The sequence below is a fragment of the Rhizobium sp. R86522 genome (assembly GCF_042466255.1).
Classification (GTDB): domain Bacteria; phylum Pseudomonadota; class Alphaproteobacteria; order Rhizobiales; family Rhizobiaceae; genus Allorhizobium.
Genome location: NZ_JAXHBX010000001.1, coordinates 4,384,729 through 4,402,758, shown reverse-complemented (window position 1 = coordinate 4,402,758; position 18,030 = coordinate 4,384,729). Strand labels below are relative to the sequence as shown.

General features: G+C 60.4%; 20 protein-coding genes and 1 pseudogene. 9 read left to right on the top strand and 12 right to left on the bottom strand.

Translation table 11 applies throughout. The features are described from left to right. Window positions 1–3 precede the first annotated feature (3 nt). The 4 genes from SJY08_RS21300 to SJY08_RS21285 all read right to left on the bottom strand — a co-directional run bounded on the left by SJY08_RS21300 (window position 4) and on the right by SJY08_RS21285 (window position 3,569). Window positions 4–1,104, bottom strand: a complete 1,101-nt coding sequence (locus SJY08_RS21300; protein ID WP_377278147.1) for an FtsX-like permease family protein — start codon at window positions 1,102–1,104, stop codon at window positions 4–6. Between the two features lie 74 nt (window positions 1,105–1,178). Then, window positions 1,179–2,417: an efflux RND transporter periplasmic adaptor subunit gene (locus SJY08_RS21295; RefSeq protein ID WP_377278145.1), complete on the bottom strand. Its 1,239-nt coding sequence runs from the start codon at window positions 2,415–2,417 to the stop codon at window positions 1,179–1,181. Between the two features lie 17 nt (window positions 2,418–2,434). Continuing rightward, entirely contained in the window at window positions 2,435–2,749 is a 315-nt protein-coding gene (locus SJY08_RS21290; protein ID WP_377278143.1) for a hypothetical protein, read from the bottom strand. Between the two features lie 160 nt (window positions 2,750–2,909). After that, window positions 2,910–3,569 (bottom strand): SH3 domain-containing protein, encoded by a 660-nt coding sequence (locus SJY08_RS21285; protein WP_377278141.1) that lies wholly within the window; start codon window positions 3,567–3,569, stop codon window positions 2,910–2,912. Between the two features lie 205 nt (window positions 3,570–3,774). On the opposite strand from SJY08_RS21285, the gene SJY08_RS21280 reads away from it, so the two are divergent. The 3 genes and pseudogenes from SJY08_RS21280 to SJY08_RS21270 form a co-directional block, all read left to right on the top strand. Continuing rightward, window positions 3,775–4,482, top strand: coding sequence for a response regulator (locus tag SJY08_RS21280; RefSeq protein WP_377278139.1), 708 nt, complete (start codon window positions 3,775–3,777; stop codon window positions 4,480–4,482). A gap of 58 nt (window positions 4,483–4,540) precedes the next feature. After that, window positions 4,541–5,761 carry an ATP-binding protein gene (locus SJY08_RS21275; RefSeq protein WP_377278137.1) on the top strand — a complete coding sequence of 407 codons (1,221 nt, stop codon included), beginning with the start codon at window positions 4,541–4,543 and terminating at the stop codon, window positions 5,759–5,761. Beyond that, window positions 5,762–5,869: pseudogene (locus tag SJY08_RS21270) on the top strand (IS3 family transposase); the annotation flags it as partial. A gap of 267 nt (window positions 5,870–6,136) precedes the next feature. On the opposite strand, the gene SJY08_RS21265 reads toward SJY08_RS21270, so the two are convergent. After that, window positions 6,137–7,507 carry a sensor histidine kinase gene (locus SJY08_RS21265; RefSeq protein WP_377278135.1) on the bottom strand — a complete coding sequence of 457 codons (1,371 nt, stop codon included), beginning with the start codon at window positions 7,505–7,507 and terminating at the stop codon, window positions 6,137–6,139. Further along, window positions 7,504–8,163 (bottom strand): response regulator, encoded by a 660-nt coding sequence (locus tag SJY08_RS21260; RefSeq protein ID WP_377278133.1) that lies wholly within the window; start codon window positions 8,161–8,163, stop codon window positions 7,504–7,506. Before SJY08_RS21260 ends, SJY08_RS21265 begins: the two co-directional genes overlap by 4 nt. Before the next feature lie 127 nt (window positions 8,164–8,290). Here SJY08_RS21260 and SJY08_RS21255 point away from each other — a divergent pair, with 127 nt between their 5' ends. From SJY08_RS21255 to SJY08_RS21230, 6 genes are all read left to right on the top strand, one after another. Next, window positions 8,291–8,563, top strand: coding sequence for a PepSY domain-containing protein (locus SJY08_RS21255; RefSeq protein WP_377278131.1), 273 nt, complete (start codon window positions 8,291–8,293; stop codon window positions 8,561–8,563). A gap of 70 nt (window positions 8,564–8,633) precedes the next feature. Beyond that, window positions 8,634–8,933 carry a hypothetical protein gene (locus tag SJY08_RS21250; RefSeq protein ID WP_377278129.1) on the top strand — a complete coding sequence of 100 codons (300 nt, stop codon included), beginning with the start codon at window positions 8,634–8,636 and terminating at the stop codon, window positions 8,931–8,933. 28 nt (window positions 8,934–8,961) lie between these two features. Continuing rightward, entirely contained in the window at window positions 8,962–9,432 is a 471-nt protein-coding gene (locus tag SJY08_RS21245) for a DUF2271 domain-containing protein (RefSeq protein WP_377278127.1), read from the top strand. An 18-nt stretch (window positions 9,433–9,450) separates the two neighbouring features. Continuing rightward, complete coding sequence (locus tag SJY08_RS21240) at window positions 9,451–11,649, top strand: PepSY domain-containing protein (RefSeq protein ID WP_377278125.1); 2,199 nt, start codon at window positions 9,451–9,453, stop codon at window positions 11,647–11,649. Further along, window positions 11,630–12,571 carry an FAD:protein FMN transferase gene (locus SJY08_RS21235; protein WP_377278123.1) on the top strand — a complete coding sequence of 314 codons (942 nt, stop codon included), beginning with the start codon at window positions 11,630–11,632 and terminating at the stop codon, window positions 12,569–12,571. The genes SJY08_RS21240 and SJY08_RS21235 overlap by 20 nt, the downstream gene beginning before the upstream one ends. Before the next feature lie 75 nt (window positions 12,572–12,646). Then, window positions 12,647–13,342, top strand: coding sequence for a VIT family protein (locus SJY08_RS21230; RefSeq protein WP_377278121.1), 696 nt, complete (start codon window positions 12,647–12,649; stop codon window positions 13,340–13,342). Between the two features lie 28 nt (window positions 13,343–13,370). Here the strand turns inward: SJY08_RS21230 and SJY08_RS21225 are convergent, their stop codons facing one another. The 6 genes from SJY08_RS21225 to SJY08_RS21200 form a co-directional block, all read right to left on the bottom strand. Then, window positions 13,371–13,763, bottom strand: a complete 393-nt coding sequence (locus tag SJY08_RS21225) for a response regulator (protein ID WP_377278119.1) — start codon at window positions 13,761–13,763, stop codon at window positions 13,371–13,373. Between the two features lie 32 nt (window positions 13,764–13,795). Next, window positions 13,796–14,881, bottom strand: coding sequence for a sensor histidine kinase (locus tag SJY08_RS21220; protein WP_377278117.1), 1,086 nt, complete (start codon window positions 14,879–14,881; stop codon window positions 13,796–13,798). Window positions 14,882–15,061: 180 nt separating this feature from the next. Then, window positions 15,062–15,841, bottom strand: a complete 780-nt coding sequence (locus SJY08_RS21215; RefSeq protein ID WP_377278115.1) for an acetoin reductase — start codon at window positions 15,839–15,841, stop codon at window positions 15,062–15,064. A gap of 171 nt (window positions 15,842–16,012) precedes the next feature. Further along, the gene (locus SJY08_RS21210; protein ID WP_377278113.1) at window positions 16,013–16,372 is read right to left on the bottom strand and encodes a hypothetical protein; all 360 of its coding nucleotides are present in this window, start codon (window positions 16,370–16,372) and stop codon (window positions 16,013–16,015) included. Beyond that, window positions 16,369–17,286: a DnaJ C-terminal domain-containing protein gene (locus SJY08_RS21205; RefSeq protein ID WP_377278111.1), complete on the bottom strand. Its 918-nt coding sequence runs from the start codon at window positions 17,284–17,286 to the stop codon at window positions 16,369–16,371. The genes SJY08_RS21210 and SJY08_RS21205 overlap by 4 nt, the downstream gene beginning before the upstream one ends. A gap of 374 nt (window positions 17,287–17,660) precedes the next feature. Further along, window positions 17,661–18,008 (bottom strand): HPF/RaiA family ribosome-associated protein, encoded by a 348-nt coding sequence (locus SJY08_RS21200; protein ID WP_377278109.1) that lies wholly within the window; start codon window positions 18,006–18,008, stop codon window positions 17,661–17,663. Between the last annotated feature and the right edge of the window lie 22 nt (window positions 18,009–18,030).

Here is an 18,030-nt window from a genome sequence, read left to right as displayed (position 1 = left end):
GCCTCAGAACAGGTCGGCCGGCTGGGCGGCGGCGAGTTTGCGCATGGCGAGAAGGCCGGACAGTGTGCAGGCCGTGATCGTCCCGATGAAGACCGCGACGGCGCGCTCCGGCGTCATGAAGATTGGGATATTCGTGAGATAAGCCAACGCCTCATAAAACAGGTGAGAAAACGCCAGGCCGGGCCAGAAGCCGATGGCGGCCAGGATGATCGCCTCTTCCAGGATGATCCCGACGAAAAAGCCCTGGCGGAAGCCCATGGCCTTGAAGGTCGCGTATTCGCGGATGTGATCGGCAACATCTGAAGACAGCACCTGATAGGCGATCACGATGCCGACGACGACGCCGATGGCCACGCCAAAGGCGAAGATCAGACCGGTCGGACGCTCTGTCATCTGGTAGCGGATCTCGTGTTCCATTGCGTCCGTGACCGCGCGGATCCGAACTGTGTCGGGCGGGTAGAGCTGCATCAACTCGGCTGCAACCCGTCCGGGATCTGCGCCGGGAGCAAGCGTCAGCAGAATATGGCTCGGTGTGGCGGAGCTCCGCTGTGGGAACAGATGGAAGAAGGTCTGATCCGAGACAAGGAAGACGCCGTCGCCACCGAACCCGCCACCGATCGACACGGTTCCGATCGCGCCGATCTGACGATTTTGCATCTCGAACGAAACCGGTGCCTCCGGACTTGCCCCGGAAAAACTGCGCATATCGACAAAGCGCGTCAGCCTATCGACAAGCGCCGTGTCGGACAGGGACAGGCTGATCAGGGGATCGACCAGCGCGTCGTCTACGAAGGATCCGGCGTCCGGCGAGAGCCCGATGAACTGGATCGAGGATGACGCGTCATGACCCGAGATCCAGGTCGAGCGCCCCATGTAGACAGGCGTGCCGTCCGTTACATCCGGGTGCACCTGCGCCTGGAAAAGTCTTTGTCGCGCCAGCGTGGCAGCATCGGACAGTGTCTCGGATTCGACAGGTGACATGATCAGAAGATCGGGCTTGAAGAGCCGATAGGGAATGGCCACTGATTCCGCCATCGATCCTGCCAGACCGAGCTGAACAAAGACGAGCACATTGGCGAAGGCCACCCCGGCCAAAGCAGCCATCAGCCGCCCCGGGTGATGCATGAGCTGAAGATACCCGATGGGGAGCCGACCAAGAAGGCGTGAGAGGAAGCCGGTCATTGTCCGCTTCCCTCGTCAGGCGTGTCCGAGGCGACAGCAATCCGAGCAACGACCTCAAGGTTGACATAGGATGCCGCACGGAGACTTGAAGCCTCATCGAGTGAGACCGTGACCAGAAGCACGCGCGCATCGGTGTTCGCGGCCGGATCGTCCGCTGTTACGCTCTGCCGCCCGACCAGCGTGCCGATGCGCGAGACCGTTCCTGTCAATTGTTCGTCGCCAAGCACGCCGGAGACGAGCGACACGGACTGACCGACCGCAACCCTGGGAACCATGGTCTGGAACACTTCGAGTTCAGCCTCCATTCGCGCCGTGTCGCCCATCCGCAAAAGCCCGTCTGCAGGCGGCCGTTCTCCGGCGCGCGCCGACACCTCGATAATGGCCCCATCCTGCGGCGCCAGCACCCGGGCCCTGTCGAGGTCGCGGCGCGCCTGTTCAACGGCGGCTTCTGCCGCAGCGAGATCCGCGGTCGCCACGGCGATATCGACCTGCTGGTCGTCCGGTCCGAACTCATAACGGGTCATCGACGCCCGCAGTCGGTCGAGATCGGCGCGGGCTGTGTCGGCGGCCCGTTCTGCCTCCTCGAGCGTCGCCTGGGTCGAGACGCCTGTGCCCAACAGGGACGTCACGCGGGCCAATTCGCGCTCGGACCTCGCAAGCGAAGCCTCTGCTCCCCTAATCTGCGCACGAAGCTCGGCTTCAGCCGCCGCGACCTGAACCTTCACCTGGGAAAGTGCTGCACGCCGGATCGCAAGTGTGCTTTCCGCGCTGGTCAGAGCGGATTCATACAGCACGAGACTGTCGAGCTCGGCCAATACCTCGCCTTTGGCCACGACATCGCCGTCATCGACCAGAATACGGTCGATGCGCGCGTCGCCGGCCCCTTGCGGAAGTGCCACATAGACGATCCCTCCGGCCGGCTGAAGACGACCGAGAGAGACAACGTCACCGGTCGCCATCGCCGCGACCCGATCGGGCGACGGGACGCGTTCGACGGGCAAAGCGATGGGTCGACGGGCACCAGCACCGGGCTCGAGCTTCGTCCAGTCGAAGACGGCGCGTATGGCGGGCCCTTGAAAATAGAGACCGATGACGCCACCGATCAGGAGAAGCGATACAGCGATGAGGGCCTTCAATGGCCAACTCGTCTTCTTCCGCTGGGTGATCTTCGACGAAGACCAATCCTTGCCGTTGTCGAGCAGTGGCAAGGTGTCGGAGACAGTCGTGTCTTCCAAGGGAGTACCAGCGGGCTTCATCGCGCCAGCGCTTGCAATTCTTGCTGTGTCACAAGGCCGTTCCGATCAGCGTCGATCCGGTTGAAGGCCATGTCCTGGCGACCAAACTTCACGACCTGGCCTGCCCTACCCAGGTTGTCTTGTGCATTGAGCGAAAGAAGAGTGTGAAACTCCGAGCGAGTCAGAGCCTTGTCGCCATCTGCATCTGCCTGGAGATAGTTTTCAGCCAGTTTTTGTCTGTCGGCATCAGACATTGTCTGGGCCTGAACGCCAGACAGCGGCAGGGCAACGCAAGCGGCACAAGCCAGCAGTGCCAATACATTAGGTTTCATGTCCCTATTTCTCCTCTTCAGATGAATTGCAGTTTGTCGTGTCTGGCGCGCTCATTCCGACGGACAGAGTGAGGGCCATGACCGTCGTTCCGACCAAGGTGTTCTCTCTCCGCCGACGGGCTGTCCCGCAGATGCCCCGGTGATGGAGGCGAGTGACGCCTCAGCGGCTGAAGGTGCGGGTTCCGGTCGCAGTACCACCGGCCGGGCCAGTGCGCGTCATGTTGCAACTGCGGTCATTGGCGCTGCAGGTGCGGACGCGGGAAGCGGAATTGCCGAAGCGTCCGGTGGTCTCACGGGTCGCGCTGCATTCACCACCTGAGCAATTACGGGTCTGGCTCGTCGTTCCACCATAAATTCCCGTCGCCGTGCGTGTCCCCGTGCAGTTGCCATCAACGCATGTCGCGCTTCGACCATAGGTCTCAACCCGTGGTGCGACGGGAGCATAGGGACGGTAGTAGGATGTCCAGGACCGGTACCACGGCTGCGCCACGTAATGGGTGTTCCAGTAGGTGCGGTCATAGGTCACCACGGTCACACCGACGGTGGGAGCGACTGCGGCGGATAAGACGACGGGGCCGCCTTTGTAGACCACCTGAATATAGCTTGCAGACACCCAGCCCCGATACTGGCCGAATGCAACATCGCACCACGCATAATCAGCAACGCAACCATGGGTGACGATGCGCGCGCCCTGGGGCAATACTGTCACCACCGGATAGCTTGTTGCCGGTCCGGCGCGCAGATTGACGTTTGCCGTCGATACAGCAACGGTTGACGCCGAGGCGACCGTTGCCCCGCCCATCACCAAGGCTAAAATCACGAAAATCTTCTTCAGCATAGTTTTTGCTCCATCTCCGACGATGCAACTTTTTCGTCTCGTGATCAGCCGTTTGCAGGAGCTGAATGTCACAGGCGTTACGGATTTTGGGCGAGATGTGACAAGGTGTTTCAAAGGACCCCGTCCGTCATGTTTTGACATAACTCAATCTTGCGTTACGTCTCGGATACGTGACACGATCAGTGCCATGAACGGCAAATCAGACAGAGTGATCGTCGTGGACGACGACGCTGAACTCCGTGCGCTGCTGCGCCGGTTCCTGACGGAGCATGGCTTCGAGACCCGCGCTGTCGAAGGCGGTAGCGCGCTTGACAGGGAGCTGTCGCGGAACCCTGCGGATGTCATCGTCCTCGACCTCATGATGCCAGGCGAAGACGGGCTTGCCATCTGCAGGCGGCTTCGAGCAGCCGGCGATCTGACGCCTATCGTGATGCTCACAGCACGGGGGGATCCGATCGATCGGATTGTCGGCCTCGAAACCGGCGCCGACGACTACCTGCCCAAACCGTTTGAACCGCGCGAACTGGTGGCACGTCTTGCAGCCGTGCTCCGCCGCACGCGGGGCATGCGGGCTGTGGCCGCAGATGAGGTCATGACGATCGGTTCCCTGGAGATCAATCTCTCGACCCGAACGGTGAAACGTGACGGCGCGTCGCTGAAGCTTTCCAGCCGTGAATTCGCTCTGCTGGAGGCTCTGTTACAGAGCCGCGGACGCCCGCTGAGCCGGGCCCAGTTGATCGAACGCGCTCTAGGACGCGACGCGGAGGTCACTGACCGCGCGGTGGATGTCCACGTCGCGCGACTAAGGCGCGCGATCGGCGACCGGGCCGATGCGCCCGAATTGATCAAGACGGTCTGGGGTGTGGGCTACGTGTTGGTGTCCGACGGTGCTTGACTCACTCCTGAAGCAGAACATCGCGGTCCTTGCCGCGACCATCCTCGGCGCACTTCTGGTGTCACTCCTTCTGATCGCCGGATACGTGATACGGCCCCAGATCGAACGCTCGGCAGCAGACACGGCACAGACGATCCGAAATCTCCAACTTTCATTGACACAGATGGATCCGTTCCAGCAGATCCTCTTCACCGAGGCGCTCAGTGCGGACGATGAGCGCGGCATGCTTTTGACCGACGCTGCGCCCGACGAGGCAGGCGGACCGCGCAGTTGGTTCAAAGAATACTTCCTGCAAATTCTGTCTGAGCAGTACGGGATTACGGGCCCCGATGTCCTAATAGATGGTGAGGGACGGGTCTGGGTGCGGCTCCTCACGGCGGATCAACCCTATTGGTTGACCGTCAGGACATTGCCGGCGACCGATCCCGTGGTTGGTGTGCTCATGGCATCCGCCGTCGCATTGCTTGCTTCTCTAGCCGGTGGGATCACGCTGCAACGAAAGATCGCTCGACCGCTGAAGCATTTGGAGGATGCGGTCGGTGTTATGTCCGGGCCATCCTATACTTATGAGAACGCCATCCATAGTCCGCGGGAAATCGCTGCGGTCTCCGGCGCACTTAAAGATATGTCGCATCGGTTACAAACGGCAGAGGCTGACCGCGCGCTGTTGCTGGCTGGGGTCAGTCACGATTTGCGAACGCCACTGACCAAGCTGCGCCTGTCTCTTGCGATGATGAAGAATTCTGATCCCGATCTCGTTGCTGGTGCGGAGCGCAACGTGATCCGGATTGAGACCATGCTGCGTCAATTCCTCGACTTCGCCCGTGGGTTTGAGGTGGAAGAGACGCGGGCAGTTCCATTGCGACCGCTTCTCCAGCAGGCAATCGAGGCGAGCGATCGACCAGACACCATAGCACTCGACGCGCCGACCAATGACCTGGCCTGGGTTCGGGAAGCAGCCCTTCTCAGAGCTGTTGAGAACCTTCTGACCAATGCGATCCGATACGGAAAAGCCCCGATCAGCGTAAGCGCGCGGACTGATGGCGGAGACCTGCTGATCGAGGTGCGGGATTCGGGGCCTGGCATTTCACTTGGAGAAGCACGAAACCTCATTCGCCCGTTTGCCCGAGGTGATGTTGCCCGCGGCGGAGAAGGCACGGGCCTCGGATTGGCGATCGTCGACCAGGTGGCGAGGGCCCACGGCGGAGCCCTGGAATTCGAACAAGCCGCAGAAGCCTTCACGGCCTGTCTGCGTATCCCTCAATCAAGGCAAGCCTGAGCGGCTGTGTTCGATTACATAGAGCGCTTCTACAATCCGAAGCGTCGCCACTCGACACTGGGCTATCTCAGCCCCAATGACTTTGAAACCAAGGTGGGATTAGCTTAACTAGGTGTCCGAAAAACCGGCAGCATGCCACAGCGGAGATCATTTCCGGAATGGGGCCGGGAGGCGACAGTCCGATGTTGGCGTGCAGAAGACTGAAAGCGGACATCCAAACACCTAGTGACAGGGTCCCATTTTGGCCCAAGGGTGGCGCGACTTCCTCCGGAGCTGCAATTGCACCTTACCGTTCTTTGCCACCGGCAAATTTGACCTTGATCCAAACGTCGTCTTCCCGGCTGAAGTTTCCGACACTTCGCAAAAGCAAGACACTCAAGCGAGCGGCAGCTTTACCTGAACCTCGACCCCTTCATCCTTGATCGGCCTCGGTGAGATCACTTTCAAGGTCATGCCGGTGCGGTCAGCGATGGCCCTGATGATGGAAAGTCCGAGACCGCTGCCACCGATCTTTGCATCTCCCCGCTCGAAACGCTGCATCAGTCGCTCCATGGTTTCGATCGGCAGGACCGGGCCATCATTGGCGACGCACAGCGATCCATCTGCTTTCAGAACCGCTTCGACCAGACCATCCTGTGCGCCGTGCTTGAGCGCATTTTCGATCAGATTGCGAAACAAGATGCCGACAGCGTCGGGGTCCAGCTTGGACAGCACTGGATCCGGCGGAAGGGTAAGGACGATCCGCCCCTCTCCGGCGCGACTGAAATCTTGAGCGATCATCTCCAGGACCGGTCTGAGGTCGGATGGCTCGTCGCTTTGCAGGCGCCCGCCTTCAGCGCGAGCAAGCTGCATCAGTTTCTCCGACATACGCATGAGCCGCTTCAGCGTCATCTCGATCTCGGTTGCCCGCTGGCCGGTCTGCTCTTCCTTGGTTTCGGAGCGAATACGCTGCGCCTGGGCGATGGCGCCAGCCACGGGCGTGCGCAACTCATGCGCCGCATTGGCAGCGAAGGCACGCTCGGCATTGAACGCTGCCTTTAGCCTGTCCAGCAACTGGTTGATGCCGGCGGAAATCGGGCGAAGCTCGCTCGGCAAATTGGTGGCTGGCAAGGGCGACAAGTCCCGTGCGCCACGATGGGCAAGTTCCTCTTTGAGCCCTCGTATCGGACGCAGGGAACGGCGCACCACCAGAACGATCGCCAGCAAGCTGAGCGGGACAACCACGATCAAGGGCGTTATGAGGCCCAGCAGCATCTGGCGCGACAGCTCCAGGCGACGGTCAAGTGGTTCGGCAACAGCAATCGTCAGGCTCCTGGAAGGGTCCATGTCATAGTAGAGCTGGTGCGTTTCAGTTCTGACAAAACCCTGCCTGACAAAGGGAGGAAAAATTGCGGCATCGGCACCGCGTGATGCGAGCAGGATACGTCCATTGCCATCACGCACGACAAAGGTGACATCCTCGCCGTATCGCGCCTCGCGGTCGGGGCCCGTCCGATCGTCGTCCTGCTCTCCCTCTTCGTCGTCATCATGCTCAACGGAAACGCCGTTGCTGTGGTCTTCCCGTATATCGTGGCGGGCAATGGGAAGGATGCGCTGGGCAGTCGCCTTCAACCCGTCGTCGAAGACTTGCCGCATCTCACCGTCGAGACGATGTGCCGTTACTGCCGCTGCGGCCAACCACAGCAGCGTGACCGAAAGACCGACCGCAATCGCCAGGCGCCTTTGAAGTGAAGTGCCGGTGCTCATGCACGCGCCAACCGGTAGCCGAGACCGCGTTCGGTCTCGATCACATGGGCGCCGAGCTTCTTGCGCAGCCGGCTGACATGAACCTCGATCGCATTGCTGTCGATCTCCGTGTCGAAAGAATAGAGCCGTTCCTCAAGCTGCGCCTTGGAAAAGAGTTGCCCGGGACGCTGCAGGAAGGCTTCGAACAGAACCCATTCGCGCGCGGTCAGAATGACCGACTTGCCGCTAAGGGCCACACTTCGCGCAGCAAGATCGATTGAAAGCGGGCCGAGCGTGACGATGGGATTGGGGTTACCCGTGTAACGACGAGCGACCGAGCCGATACGCGCCGAAAGCTCGGCGAGATCGAAGGGCTTCACCATGTAGTCGTCAGCACCAGCGTTGAGCCCGGCAATCCGGTCGGAAACCTGGTCGAGCGCTGTGAGGATCATCACGGGCGTGACATCGCCACGGCCACGGAGTGCTTTGAGAAAGGGAACGCCCAGGCCGTCAGGCAACATCAGATCCAGGAGGAGCAGATCATAGGCGGCTGAGAAAAGCGCGTCTGCCGCCCGGTCCAGCCTGACCACCCAATCGACAGAATGGCCATCAGCAGCGATCTGGTCACGGATCGCGGCACCCAGCGCCGTATCGTCTTCGATAAGCAGTACTCGCATCTATTCCTCCTGGCTCAATCCCGCTGTGCGCCCGCCAGCTTACGGGAAGCTGAAGCAATCTCTCACCCTTTGTAAGGTGCCAGTCAGATTGCGGGACCATTCATCGTTCCAACGAACCGAGGAACAGATGATGAAAACCGTCCTCCTGCCCACAGTTGCTCTAGCCTTGATGGCCGCCACGTCCACTCAGGCAAGGGACGATTGCGACAGTGCGATTGCCACGTGGCAGCCACGCGAAGCCGTGCGCGCCATGGCTGAGGATCGCGCCTGGAGGCTGAAGCGCATCAAGATCGACGATGGCTGCTACGAAGTCTACGGCACGGACAGGCAGGGCCAGCGCTTCGAGGCGAAAATTGATCCCGCCACCCTCGAGATCATCGAAATCGAACATGAGGACTAAGAGCGCTGATCGCGCCTGCGCCTCACTCCAAAAGCTCAACCCCTATCTCAACCCACCCAGGAGATCCTTGATGACATACCGTAATCTACTTTTGGCCGCCTGCGCGGGCACCGCCATTCTGGTCGCATTCGGCAGCATGGCAATGCCGTTCGACGCTTTCGAGCGGAATGTAAAATCCGCAATCACCCTGATCGACGACGATGGCGACGACGATGACGATCAGCGCGAGGCATCGGACGACTGCGGCGGTGACGATGATGATGACGACTGTGGTGCCAACGGCGGCGCCATGCAGCAGCCGCAGAGCGCGACCCCGCCGGCCAACGGCCTGTTTGCGCCAGGTTCCAAGCCAACCGTCCAGATGAACTGACCCTGTCCGCCCTGCGAAGGAGAACGAAATGAAGTCCTTTCTTGCCATACTCGCCGTCACCACGGCCCTCACCCTTCCCGGCATTGCCAGTGCCGGCCAGGTGACATTCACCACCACAATGCGTGATTACGGCGGCCCTGGCGCCTACCTCGCCTATTACGTCACCGATGCCAGTGGCAAATATGCCGGCAGCCTTTGGATGGCGGGCGGAAAGGCAAAGTACTACCAGCATCTGAGCGGCTGGACCCGGGCGACGGCTGGAAACACGGCGGAGATCAACGGCATTACCGGCGCCAGTGTCGGTGCAGGGCGGTCGCTGAGCATCACGTTGGATCTCGCCGATACGCTGTTCGATGCCGGTTACCAGTTGCACGTCGATTCCGCCGTCGAAGACATGCGCGACGCCCCGAACGAGATTGTCGTGCCGCTGACATCGGATGGCGCCGGAAAGCCTGTGAGCGGCACCCGTTACATCGCCGACTTCACCTACGCCCGCTGATCAAGAAGGACGCGTGTCATGATCCGATCACTCCACCGTTGGTTTGGACTGATTGCCGCCGTGCTTCTGATCGCGGTCGCGCTGAGCGGCATGGTCCTGTCGATCTTTCCAGCAGCCGAGGCACTGACCCGGCCTGCTTCGCAGGCGATCAGCGTTGCGGATCTCGCGGCCCGCGTTCAGTCTGCGGAACCTACGGTGGAGCAGATCAGACGGTCTCCATCGGGTCGCATCACCGCCTACTACTTCGAGGGTGACCAGCCTGCCTCTTCGGTCATCGATCCCGCAACGGGAAAGCCTGCCGGCAGCGCTGACACGTCGCCTCTCCAACGCTGGATGACCAATTTCCATCGATCGCTGATGCTGGACGACACAGGGCGCCTGATTACAGCAGGTGGGGCCGCCGCAATGCTTGCACTGTCCATATCCGGTCTTTTCCTGCTGGCACGGCGCGCTGGCGGATGGCGGTTCTTCTTCAAGCCGATGCGCGGCACTGGCAAGGGGAAGCTTCACGCGGTCGTCTCACGTCTTGCACTGCCCGGTCTTTTCCTCTCTTCGCTGACGGCACTGTGGATGACCGCGACGACCTTCGGCCTTCTGCCGGCAGGCGCTTCAGCGCCCGTCTTTCCAGCACAGGTGAGCGGACAGACAGGCCTAGTCCTTTCCGCAGTCCCCACACTCCAAGCCATCCCCATGGATGAACTGCGTTCCTTGAGTTTCCCGGCGATGGGCGATGCGACCGATGTCTTCACCCTGAAGACGGCTTCCGGCGAAGGCTATCTCGACCAAGGGACAGGCGCGCTTCTCGGCTGGACTGATGCAGGCTGGATCGACAGCGTCTCCCATCTCGTCACGATGCTGCATACCGGCCAAGGCATGGCCTGGCTTGGCCTGCTGCTGGGCTTGTCGGCGCTTGGTGTGCCGGTGCTTGGCTGGAGCGGCCTCTTGGTCTGGCTTGCCGGCCGGCGCTCGGGCAAGGCCACATCCGTGCCCGCCGGCAACGCTGACACTATTCTCCTCGTCGCCAGCGAGGGCGGGACGACGAACGGCTTTGCAGCCACACTTCAGACCGCCCTGTCAGCACAAGGACTTCGAGTGCATGTCGGATCGATGGCGGGATTCGATGCTAGCTTGTGGCCGAAGGCAACGCGGATCATCCTTCTTGCCGCGACCTATGGTGATGGCGCGGCACCCGCATCGGCAAGTGGTTTTCTCCGCGACTTCAAAGGATCTCCGGCAAAACCCGGCCTGTCACTTGCCGTCCTCGGCTTTGGTGATCGCAGCTTCCCGGCCTTCTGTGGCTTTGCGGCAGAGGTCGCGCGGACCGCTGACGAAAAGGGCTGGTCGCAGCTTCTCCCGTTTGACACGGTGGATCGCCAGTCACCCCAGGATTTCGCCCGATGGGGACGCAATCTTGCGCATGCGCTCGACCTCGATTTCGAGCTGAACCATCAACCGGTGGCGCAAAAGACCTTGCAATTCGCGCTGATATCGCGCCGCGACTACGGTGCCGACGTGCAGGCGCTGACCTCGATCCTGCGCTTTGCCCTGCCAAAAACGTCTCTCTGGCAACGACTGACGGGTCAAGGGCTACCGCATTTTGAGGCTGGAGACCTGATCGGCGTCATGCCGCAAGGCTCCGACCTGCCGCGCCTCTACTCACTGGCATCAGGCACCAGGGACGGCTTTATCGAAATCTGCGTGCGCAAGCAGGCCGGCGGCCTCTGTTCCGGACAACTGACCGCTCTGGAGCCGGGCGACACGATGACCGCCTTCGTCCGATCGAACCCGGCTTTCCGCCCAGTGCGGGGTCGCAAGCCGGTCATCCTCATAGGAGCTGGCACCGGGATCGGCCCATTGGCAGGCTTCGCGCGGGCCAATCAGGCGAAACAGCCTATGCATCTTTACTTCGGCGCCCGTCACCCCGCCAGCGATGCACTTTACGCAGAAGAGCTTGCCGGCTGGAAGGACGACGGCCGCCTCGCCTCGGTTTCGATGGCCTATTCGCGGACAGCGACGCCTGCCTATGTGCAGGATATCGTGCGCAAGGACGCGGCAAGGCTCGGCAAGCTGATCGCCGCCGGCGGGCAGGTTCTCGTCTGCGGTGGACGGGAGATGGCTTCAGGGGTTGCCGCCGCCCTTGCCGATAGTCTCGCCCCGCAAGGTATGACCCTTGCCACTTTGAAAGCAGAGGGCCGTTATGCCGAAGACGTTTACTGAACTGACGCGTCACGCTCTGAACGGTGAGACCATGGGCACGCGCTGGTCAGCACTCTTCCACATGCCGGCTGACTTTGACATCGCACCCGTGCAGACGGCCATGGCTGCCGCCGTGGACGAGGTCGATGGGCAAATGTCCACCTGGAAACCGGCCAGTGATCTCAACCGCCTGAACGCTGCACGTCCGGGCGAATGGATCACGCTGCCGGAGCGGTTGCTCACTGTTTTGTCCGCGGGTCTCGCTATCGGCCACGCCTCGGGTGGCGCCTTCGATATCGGTATAGGCGATGCCGTTATCGCATGGGGCTTCGGAGCCGATGTTGCCGATCAGCAGCGGATCAAGGCCGCCCGTGTCATGGTACGGCTCGCCGCCCATGAAGGGCTGGAACTAGACAGTGCCGGAGGACGGGGCCGAAAACATGCTGACCTGCATTTTGATCTGAACGGCATTGCCAAGGGTTATGGTGTCGACCGGCTGACTGAGGTGGCGCGCGCACACGGGATCGACGCAGGCCTCTTTGCCATCGACGGCGAACTGCGGGCGCTCGGCACCCAGCCAGATGGGCGGGCCTGGACCATTGCCGTCGAGGAACCCGCTTTTGACGCCCGTGCCCCACACTCGATCCTTGAGTTGCACGATGCGGCCGTCGCCACATCGGGTGATTACCGGCACTGGATCGATGTCAACGACCGGCGCCTGTCGCATACCATGGACCCGCGTCTCGGCATGCCGCTCATCCAGTCGCCGGCCTCTGTGACCGTCATCGATAGTGACTGCATGAGTGCCGACGCCTGGGCGACGGCGATGATGGTGCTTGGCGAGACCCGCGGCCTGCCGCTCGCCGAAAAGCTCGGGCTTTCCGTCCTGTTCCTGTATCATGGATCTGAGAAGACTGCCGGGTGCGGCGTGTTTGCGCCCTGACATGTTCCGTGACAGCCCGCATCATTGCTTTCCACACTCCTCAATCACCGCCAATCCCCTGAATGGAACCATGCCATGTCCCGTCTGCACACGGAAAGTCATCTCGTCTCGCGCATCGGCTGGCTGCGGGCTGCAGTGCTCGGAGCCAATGACGGGATCGTCTCGACGGCAAGCCTGATCGTCGGGGTCGCCTCCGCTTCCGCGGCATCCTCCGATGTCCTCGTGGCAGCCATTGCCGGTATGGTTGCTGGCGCAATGTCGATGGCCGCCGGCGAATATGTCTCCGTCAGTTCACAGGCCGACACCGAGTCGGCCGACATGGCTCGTGAACGCCGAGAGCTTGAAACCATGCCGGAAGCTGAGCTGGAGGAACTAACCCAGATTTACGTGACACGCGGTCTTACCCCCGACCTTGCCCGACAGGTTGCCGAGCAACTGACCGCCGGCAATGCGCTTGACGCGCATGCCCGCGATGAATTGGGCATTGTCGAGCATATGACCGCCCGCCCGATCGAGGCGGCACTGACGTCAGCTATGACCTTTGCCATCGGTGCAGCACTTCCCCTGGCACTGGTGTTCGTATGGCCAAAAGATACGCTTGTCCCTGCGGTCTCGATCGCGTCGCTCCTCTTCCTCGCGCTCCTCGGCGCCATCGGCGCCAAAGCGGGCGGTGCGAACATGCTGAAGGCGACCGCGCGCGTCACATTCTGGGGAGCGGCCGCCATGGCACTCACCGCAGGTATTGGTGCCCTTGTGGGGACGACCGTATAAGGCCCACATCTTCCTTTGTCAGACGACTTCAGTTCGGGCGATCGTGCGGTCTTTCGCTCGAAAGCAAATGAGCCATCGCCTCGGTGATGGTGAGGTCGTCGTAAGGCTTGGGGAAGAACCGACTTCCTCCCGGCAGCATGCTTTCTTCGACAATGGCAGCACCGGATGCGACGATCAGCTTCACGGCTGGCCATCGATCGCGAATGTAATGGGACAGTTTGATACCGTCCATCGTCCCTGGCATCTGGACATCCGTGAACACGAGATCGATATCATCTCGTGCTTCCAGGATGCGGATCGCCTCGTCGGCGTCGCCAGCTTCCAGCGCTTCGTAGCCCGCCGAAAGGACGAGATCGACAGCGCTCATGCGTATCATAGGGCTGTCTTCAACGATCAGGACGACGGGTCTACCGTTCTTCATTGTACACTCGATGTATGATCTGGCCTAAACACTTAATCTCTAGCGTTCAGATAGCGATTTTGTTCCTGTGCCGCCGGCGAAAAATCGGCCCGCAGGCCTAACGGTTCCCTGTGACTGATCGTCACGACTGTACCTGGGTCGGCGTCGCTCAACATTAGTTCGCCTTCAAGATTCTTGACGAGCGCTTCTACGATGCCGGTCCCCAATCCTGCCTTTGGCATATCATCCCCAACAGGCATTCCAATTCCGTTATCGGAGATGGATAGGGTCCAGTCTTTGCCCGAGGATCGATAGTCGATCTCGATCGTCCCGGGTCGCTCGTCTGTGAAGGCATGTTTGAGAGCATTGATCACCAGTTCCGTGACGATGAGCCCGAGGCTGATAGATACGTCCGCAAGGACGGAGCTGTTATCGACGTTCACCTGGATCGACAGCCTTTCTGGGTCCGCGATCATCGATGCGCAGAGACTTTGGCAAAGCTGCGTGAAATAGGTACGCAACTCCACACTGCCACCGGCGGACGTGGAAAGCTGTCGCTGCAGGGCTGCAATCGACATGATGCGGTGACGGGCGTCATGGAGATGCCCGCGGACCTCCTCCGACTGAACGCGGCGCGCACTCTGCATGAGCACGCTGGCAATGATTTGCAGGCTGTTGGCGACCCTGTGCTGGACTTCCTGGAGAAGGATGCCCTTGTCGCGAACCAGATCGTCTTTCAGGCGAGCCTCAGCGCGGATGTCGGTCACGTCGGTAACGGCCAGAAGCAGGCGAAGATGGTCGGGGTCGCCATCGTCCAGCGTCTGTGCATTGACCACCAACTGCCGCGTTTTCTGGTTCGGTCGCTTCAGGTCGATCTCATAGGCATCGATGCTTGCACTGCCGGTTGCGGTCGCCATCAACAGTGACTCGAGCTTGGCCATCGCCCACTCCCCCTGCCCAAGTTCGCCGAGGCGTTTGCCGTTGACGGAGGCTGGGTCAATCTCGAATGCCCGGCAGAAGGATGCACTTACCGCGATGACCCTGAGATCGTCAGACAGGAACAACAGCGGTTCATGGGAGGACATCACAACGGCAAGCGTGCTCGCCGCTTCGAAATGAATTGCGGGTATCTGTGGCATGATGCGCCCCCAGGGGCCGGAGACTCACGGAGCAAGTCATCACTCGGCAGAAACGTCGAAAAGCTGATAAGCCCAATTCGACTTTGGCATTATAACACGCCTAACGCGTGGGTGGATCAATCATTCCAGCTCGCTAACCAGCGTGGCGCGATGCTGACGGCACCTCCAGCATTGCTGTATTCAGCGATAGACCATGCCACCGTCGGATAGGATCGCTTGTCCGGTGATATAATCGGCGTCAGGGCTGGCAAGGAAAGACACCAGTGCCGCGACATCTTCAGGCGTCTGCGCACGACCAAGCGCGATGCCGTCGACGAACTTCTTGTAGGTTTCGCCCGTCGGCGCGCCGGTCAGCTCGGCAAACTTTTCGTCGATCTCGACCCACATGTCGGTGCCAACCACGCCGGGGCAATAGGCGTTGACGGTAATGCCAGCGCTTGCGTATTCCTTTGCGGATGCCTGGGTGAGCGCTCTCACAGCGAATTTCGTCGCCGAATAGATACCGAGCATCGCGTAGCCTTCGTGGCCGGCAATCGACGAGGCATTGATGATCTTGCCCTTTTGCGCGCGGGCCTTGAATTTCTTGGCAGCAGCCTGGATTCCCCACAACACGCCATCGATATTGATCTTGAAGATCTTCTCCACGTCTTCGGGCATCACATCGTCGATGGGCTTGACCTGGGCAATACCGGCATTGTTGACGATGACATCGAAGCCGCCAAGCTCCGCCTCGGCGTGATCAATGGCGGCGTAGACCTGATCGCGATCACTGACATCGGCGGCAAAGACTGATGTCTTGCGGCCGAGCGCCTGTATTTCCTTGGCCACCGCATTCAACTTGTCCGCCTTGAGGTCAACCAGTGCGATATCGAAACCGTCACTGGCCAGTCGCAGGGCGATGCCCCGGCCAATCCCTTGTGCGGATCCGGTGACGAGGGCAACTTTTGCTTGATGAGACATTTTGTATTCCTTGTTGTCTTGGGGGACCTCTGCCGACGGACGATTGGCATAGATTTTCACCGTGGCGCACCTAGGGCTTCGAGACATGGCCAGCGAACACGAAGATTGTGCAAGGAAGCGGTTTGGTGCGCACTGATCGGGGTTAGCTACACGAGACTATGTCCCTCGACTTCAAGCCAGCGAACCAGACGACGTTTCTTCATCCAGCCCATCATTCAAGCCAATTGCACCAAGAATTGCCGCCTGGACGGACTTGTCTTGTGCGGCCACGGCAGCCGTCAGTCGCAACAATTGCCGGCGAGTTTGGTAGAGTTGATCGACCAAAGAGAGGACGGTCGGCAGCGTGTCCGCATCGATCTCAAGCTCGTAACGCAGCGTGCAGATCAGCCGAATGCGTGCGCACTCCATCTCCGAAAAGACGATCACACCGGCATCTTCCTGCGGCGAGATCAGCGCCTCGCTGATCCACGCATCGAGATCGCTCCGCTGAAGCGCTTCTATCCGCTCCACAATATCCTCGACGCGCATCATTTTAGCATCTCCTTGCGAGGCAGGTCCGGAGTTCTTGGCTGCCAGGTTTCCAGGAACGATGACAGTTCCGGTTCCTCGCCCTGTGGAAGAACGACCTTCAAAGTAACGAGCTGGTGCCCGCGCTGGCCGGTTTTGCGGTTGAGAACGCCCTTGTCACGAAGTCGCAGCGTCTGGCCGGTATTGGCGCCCCTCGGGATAGTCATCGATACAGGGCCACCAATGGTCGGGACCTCGATACGCCCGCCCAACACGGCCTCCCGCAAGGTGACTGGCAACTCAATGTGAATATTGTCATCCTTGCGATGGAAGAACGGGTGCGGCTCGATATGCAGCTCGACAAAGGCGTCTCCTGCAGGCCCACCGCCAAAGCCGGGCATTCCCTGCCCCTTCAGTCGCAGCATCTGCCGGTCGTCGGCCCCTTCCGGGATCTTCACCTGGAGCGTCTTGCCCTCAGGCAGCGTAATGGTACGCGTCGCACCAATGGCGGCATCGAGGAAATCCACCGGCAACACATAGGTCAAATCCTGCCCAGGCGCCCGGAATGCACTCTGCTGCCGTTGCGTTCCGCTTTTGAATGCCCGCGCGAGAAACTCTTCAAGGTCCTCATTGCTGGTGAAGCCATCCTGGGCTGCGTGAGATGTGTAGGACGGCCCATCGGCAAAATCGCGATAGAATCTTTCCTGTTTTCTTTCCACGCCGCTGGCATCAATTTCGCCTGCATCGAAGCGCCGTCGCTGCTCCTTGTCCTTGAGGAAATCGTTTGCGTTGGAGGCGGCCTTGAATGTCTCTTCAGCGGTCTTGTCGCCCGGATGCAGATCGGGATGGGACTTTCGCGCCAGTTTCTTGAACGCTTCCTTGATTTCCTTATCGGTCGCGGTTCGGGCGACGCCGAGAGTTTCATAAGGGTCGTTCATGCACTGATCCCACCTCAATACCATTCTAACCGAACAATCTGATTGCCTCTGCCTGCCGTGTCGGAACGGTGTTCTTCCCTATTCAGGTTTCCCGCGGCGCCCCGGCAGGCTTCGATCCTGGCGATTTTCGGCCGCGTCCGGACCCAGACCAACACCTGTGCCCGCACTCGTCTTGCCAGTCGATCCACCGAGATCAAAGCCAGGTCGATCGACTGGCGCGGGCTGAGATGAACTGTCTGCGACCTTGTCAACGGGGTTTGCCTCGTCGCGCTTGTCTTTGGACGCGTTCTTTAGGATCGGTGTCTTGGGTTCTTTATCTGCCATGATCCTGTTTCTCCTGAGTGTTGATTTTCGCGTCTTGTGCCAGCGCGCGCCTACAGGCTTCCGGTTCTGATCGTGTCCGCGCCTTTGGCATGATGGAGCCTGCCGAGGGTGGACTGAAGAACCCGCTGCAGCTTCTTAGCAGCGCCTGAATAAGCGCCTTCAAGGGTAGCCGCCCGCTCGCTGGCCACCTCTGGCTGCCGCCCCTCGATGCGTGCTTCCATCATACAACGCTTGTCGGAGCCGCCGGTTTTGTCGCCGTCTTCGTCGCTGAGATGGACTTCAACACGGGTGATATGGTCACTGAAACGGTCAAGATAGGTATGGATCTCGGCCGAAACACGAGCGGACAGTTCTTCGCCACCCTCGATGTTTTCGTCGGTATTGACTTGGATTTTCATCACTAAGTTCCTTTTCAAGGAT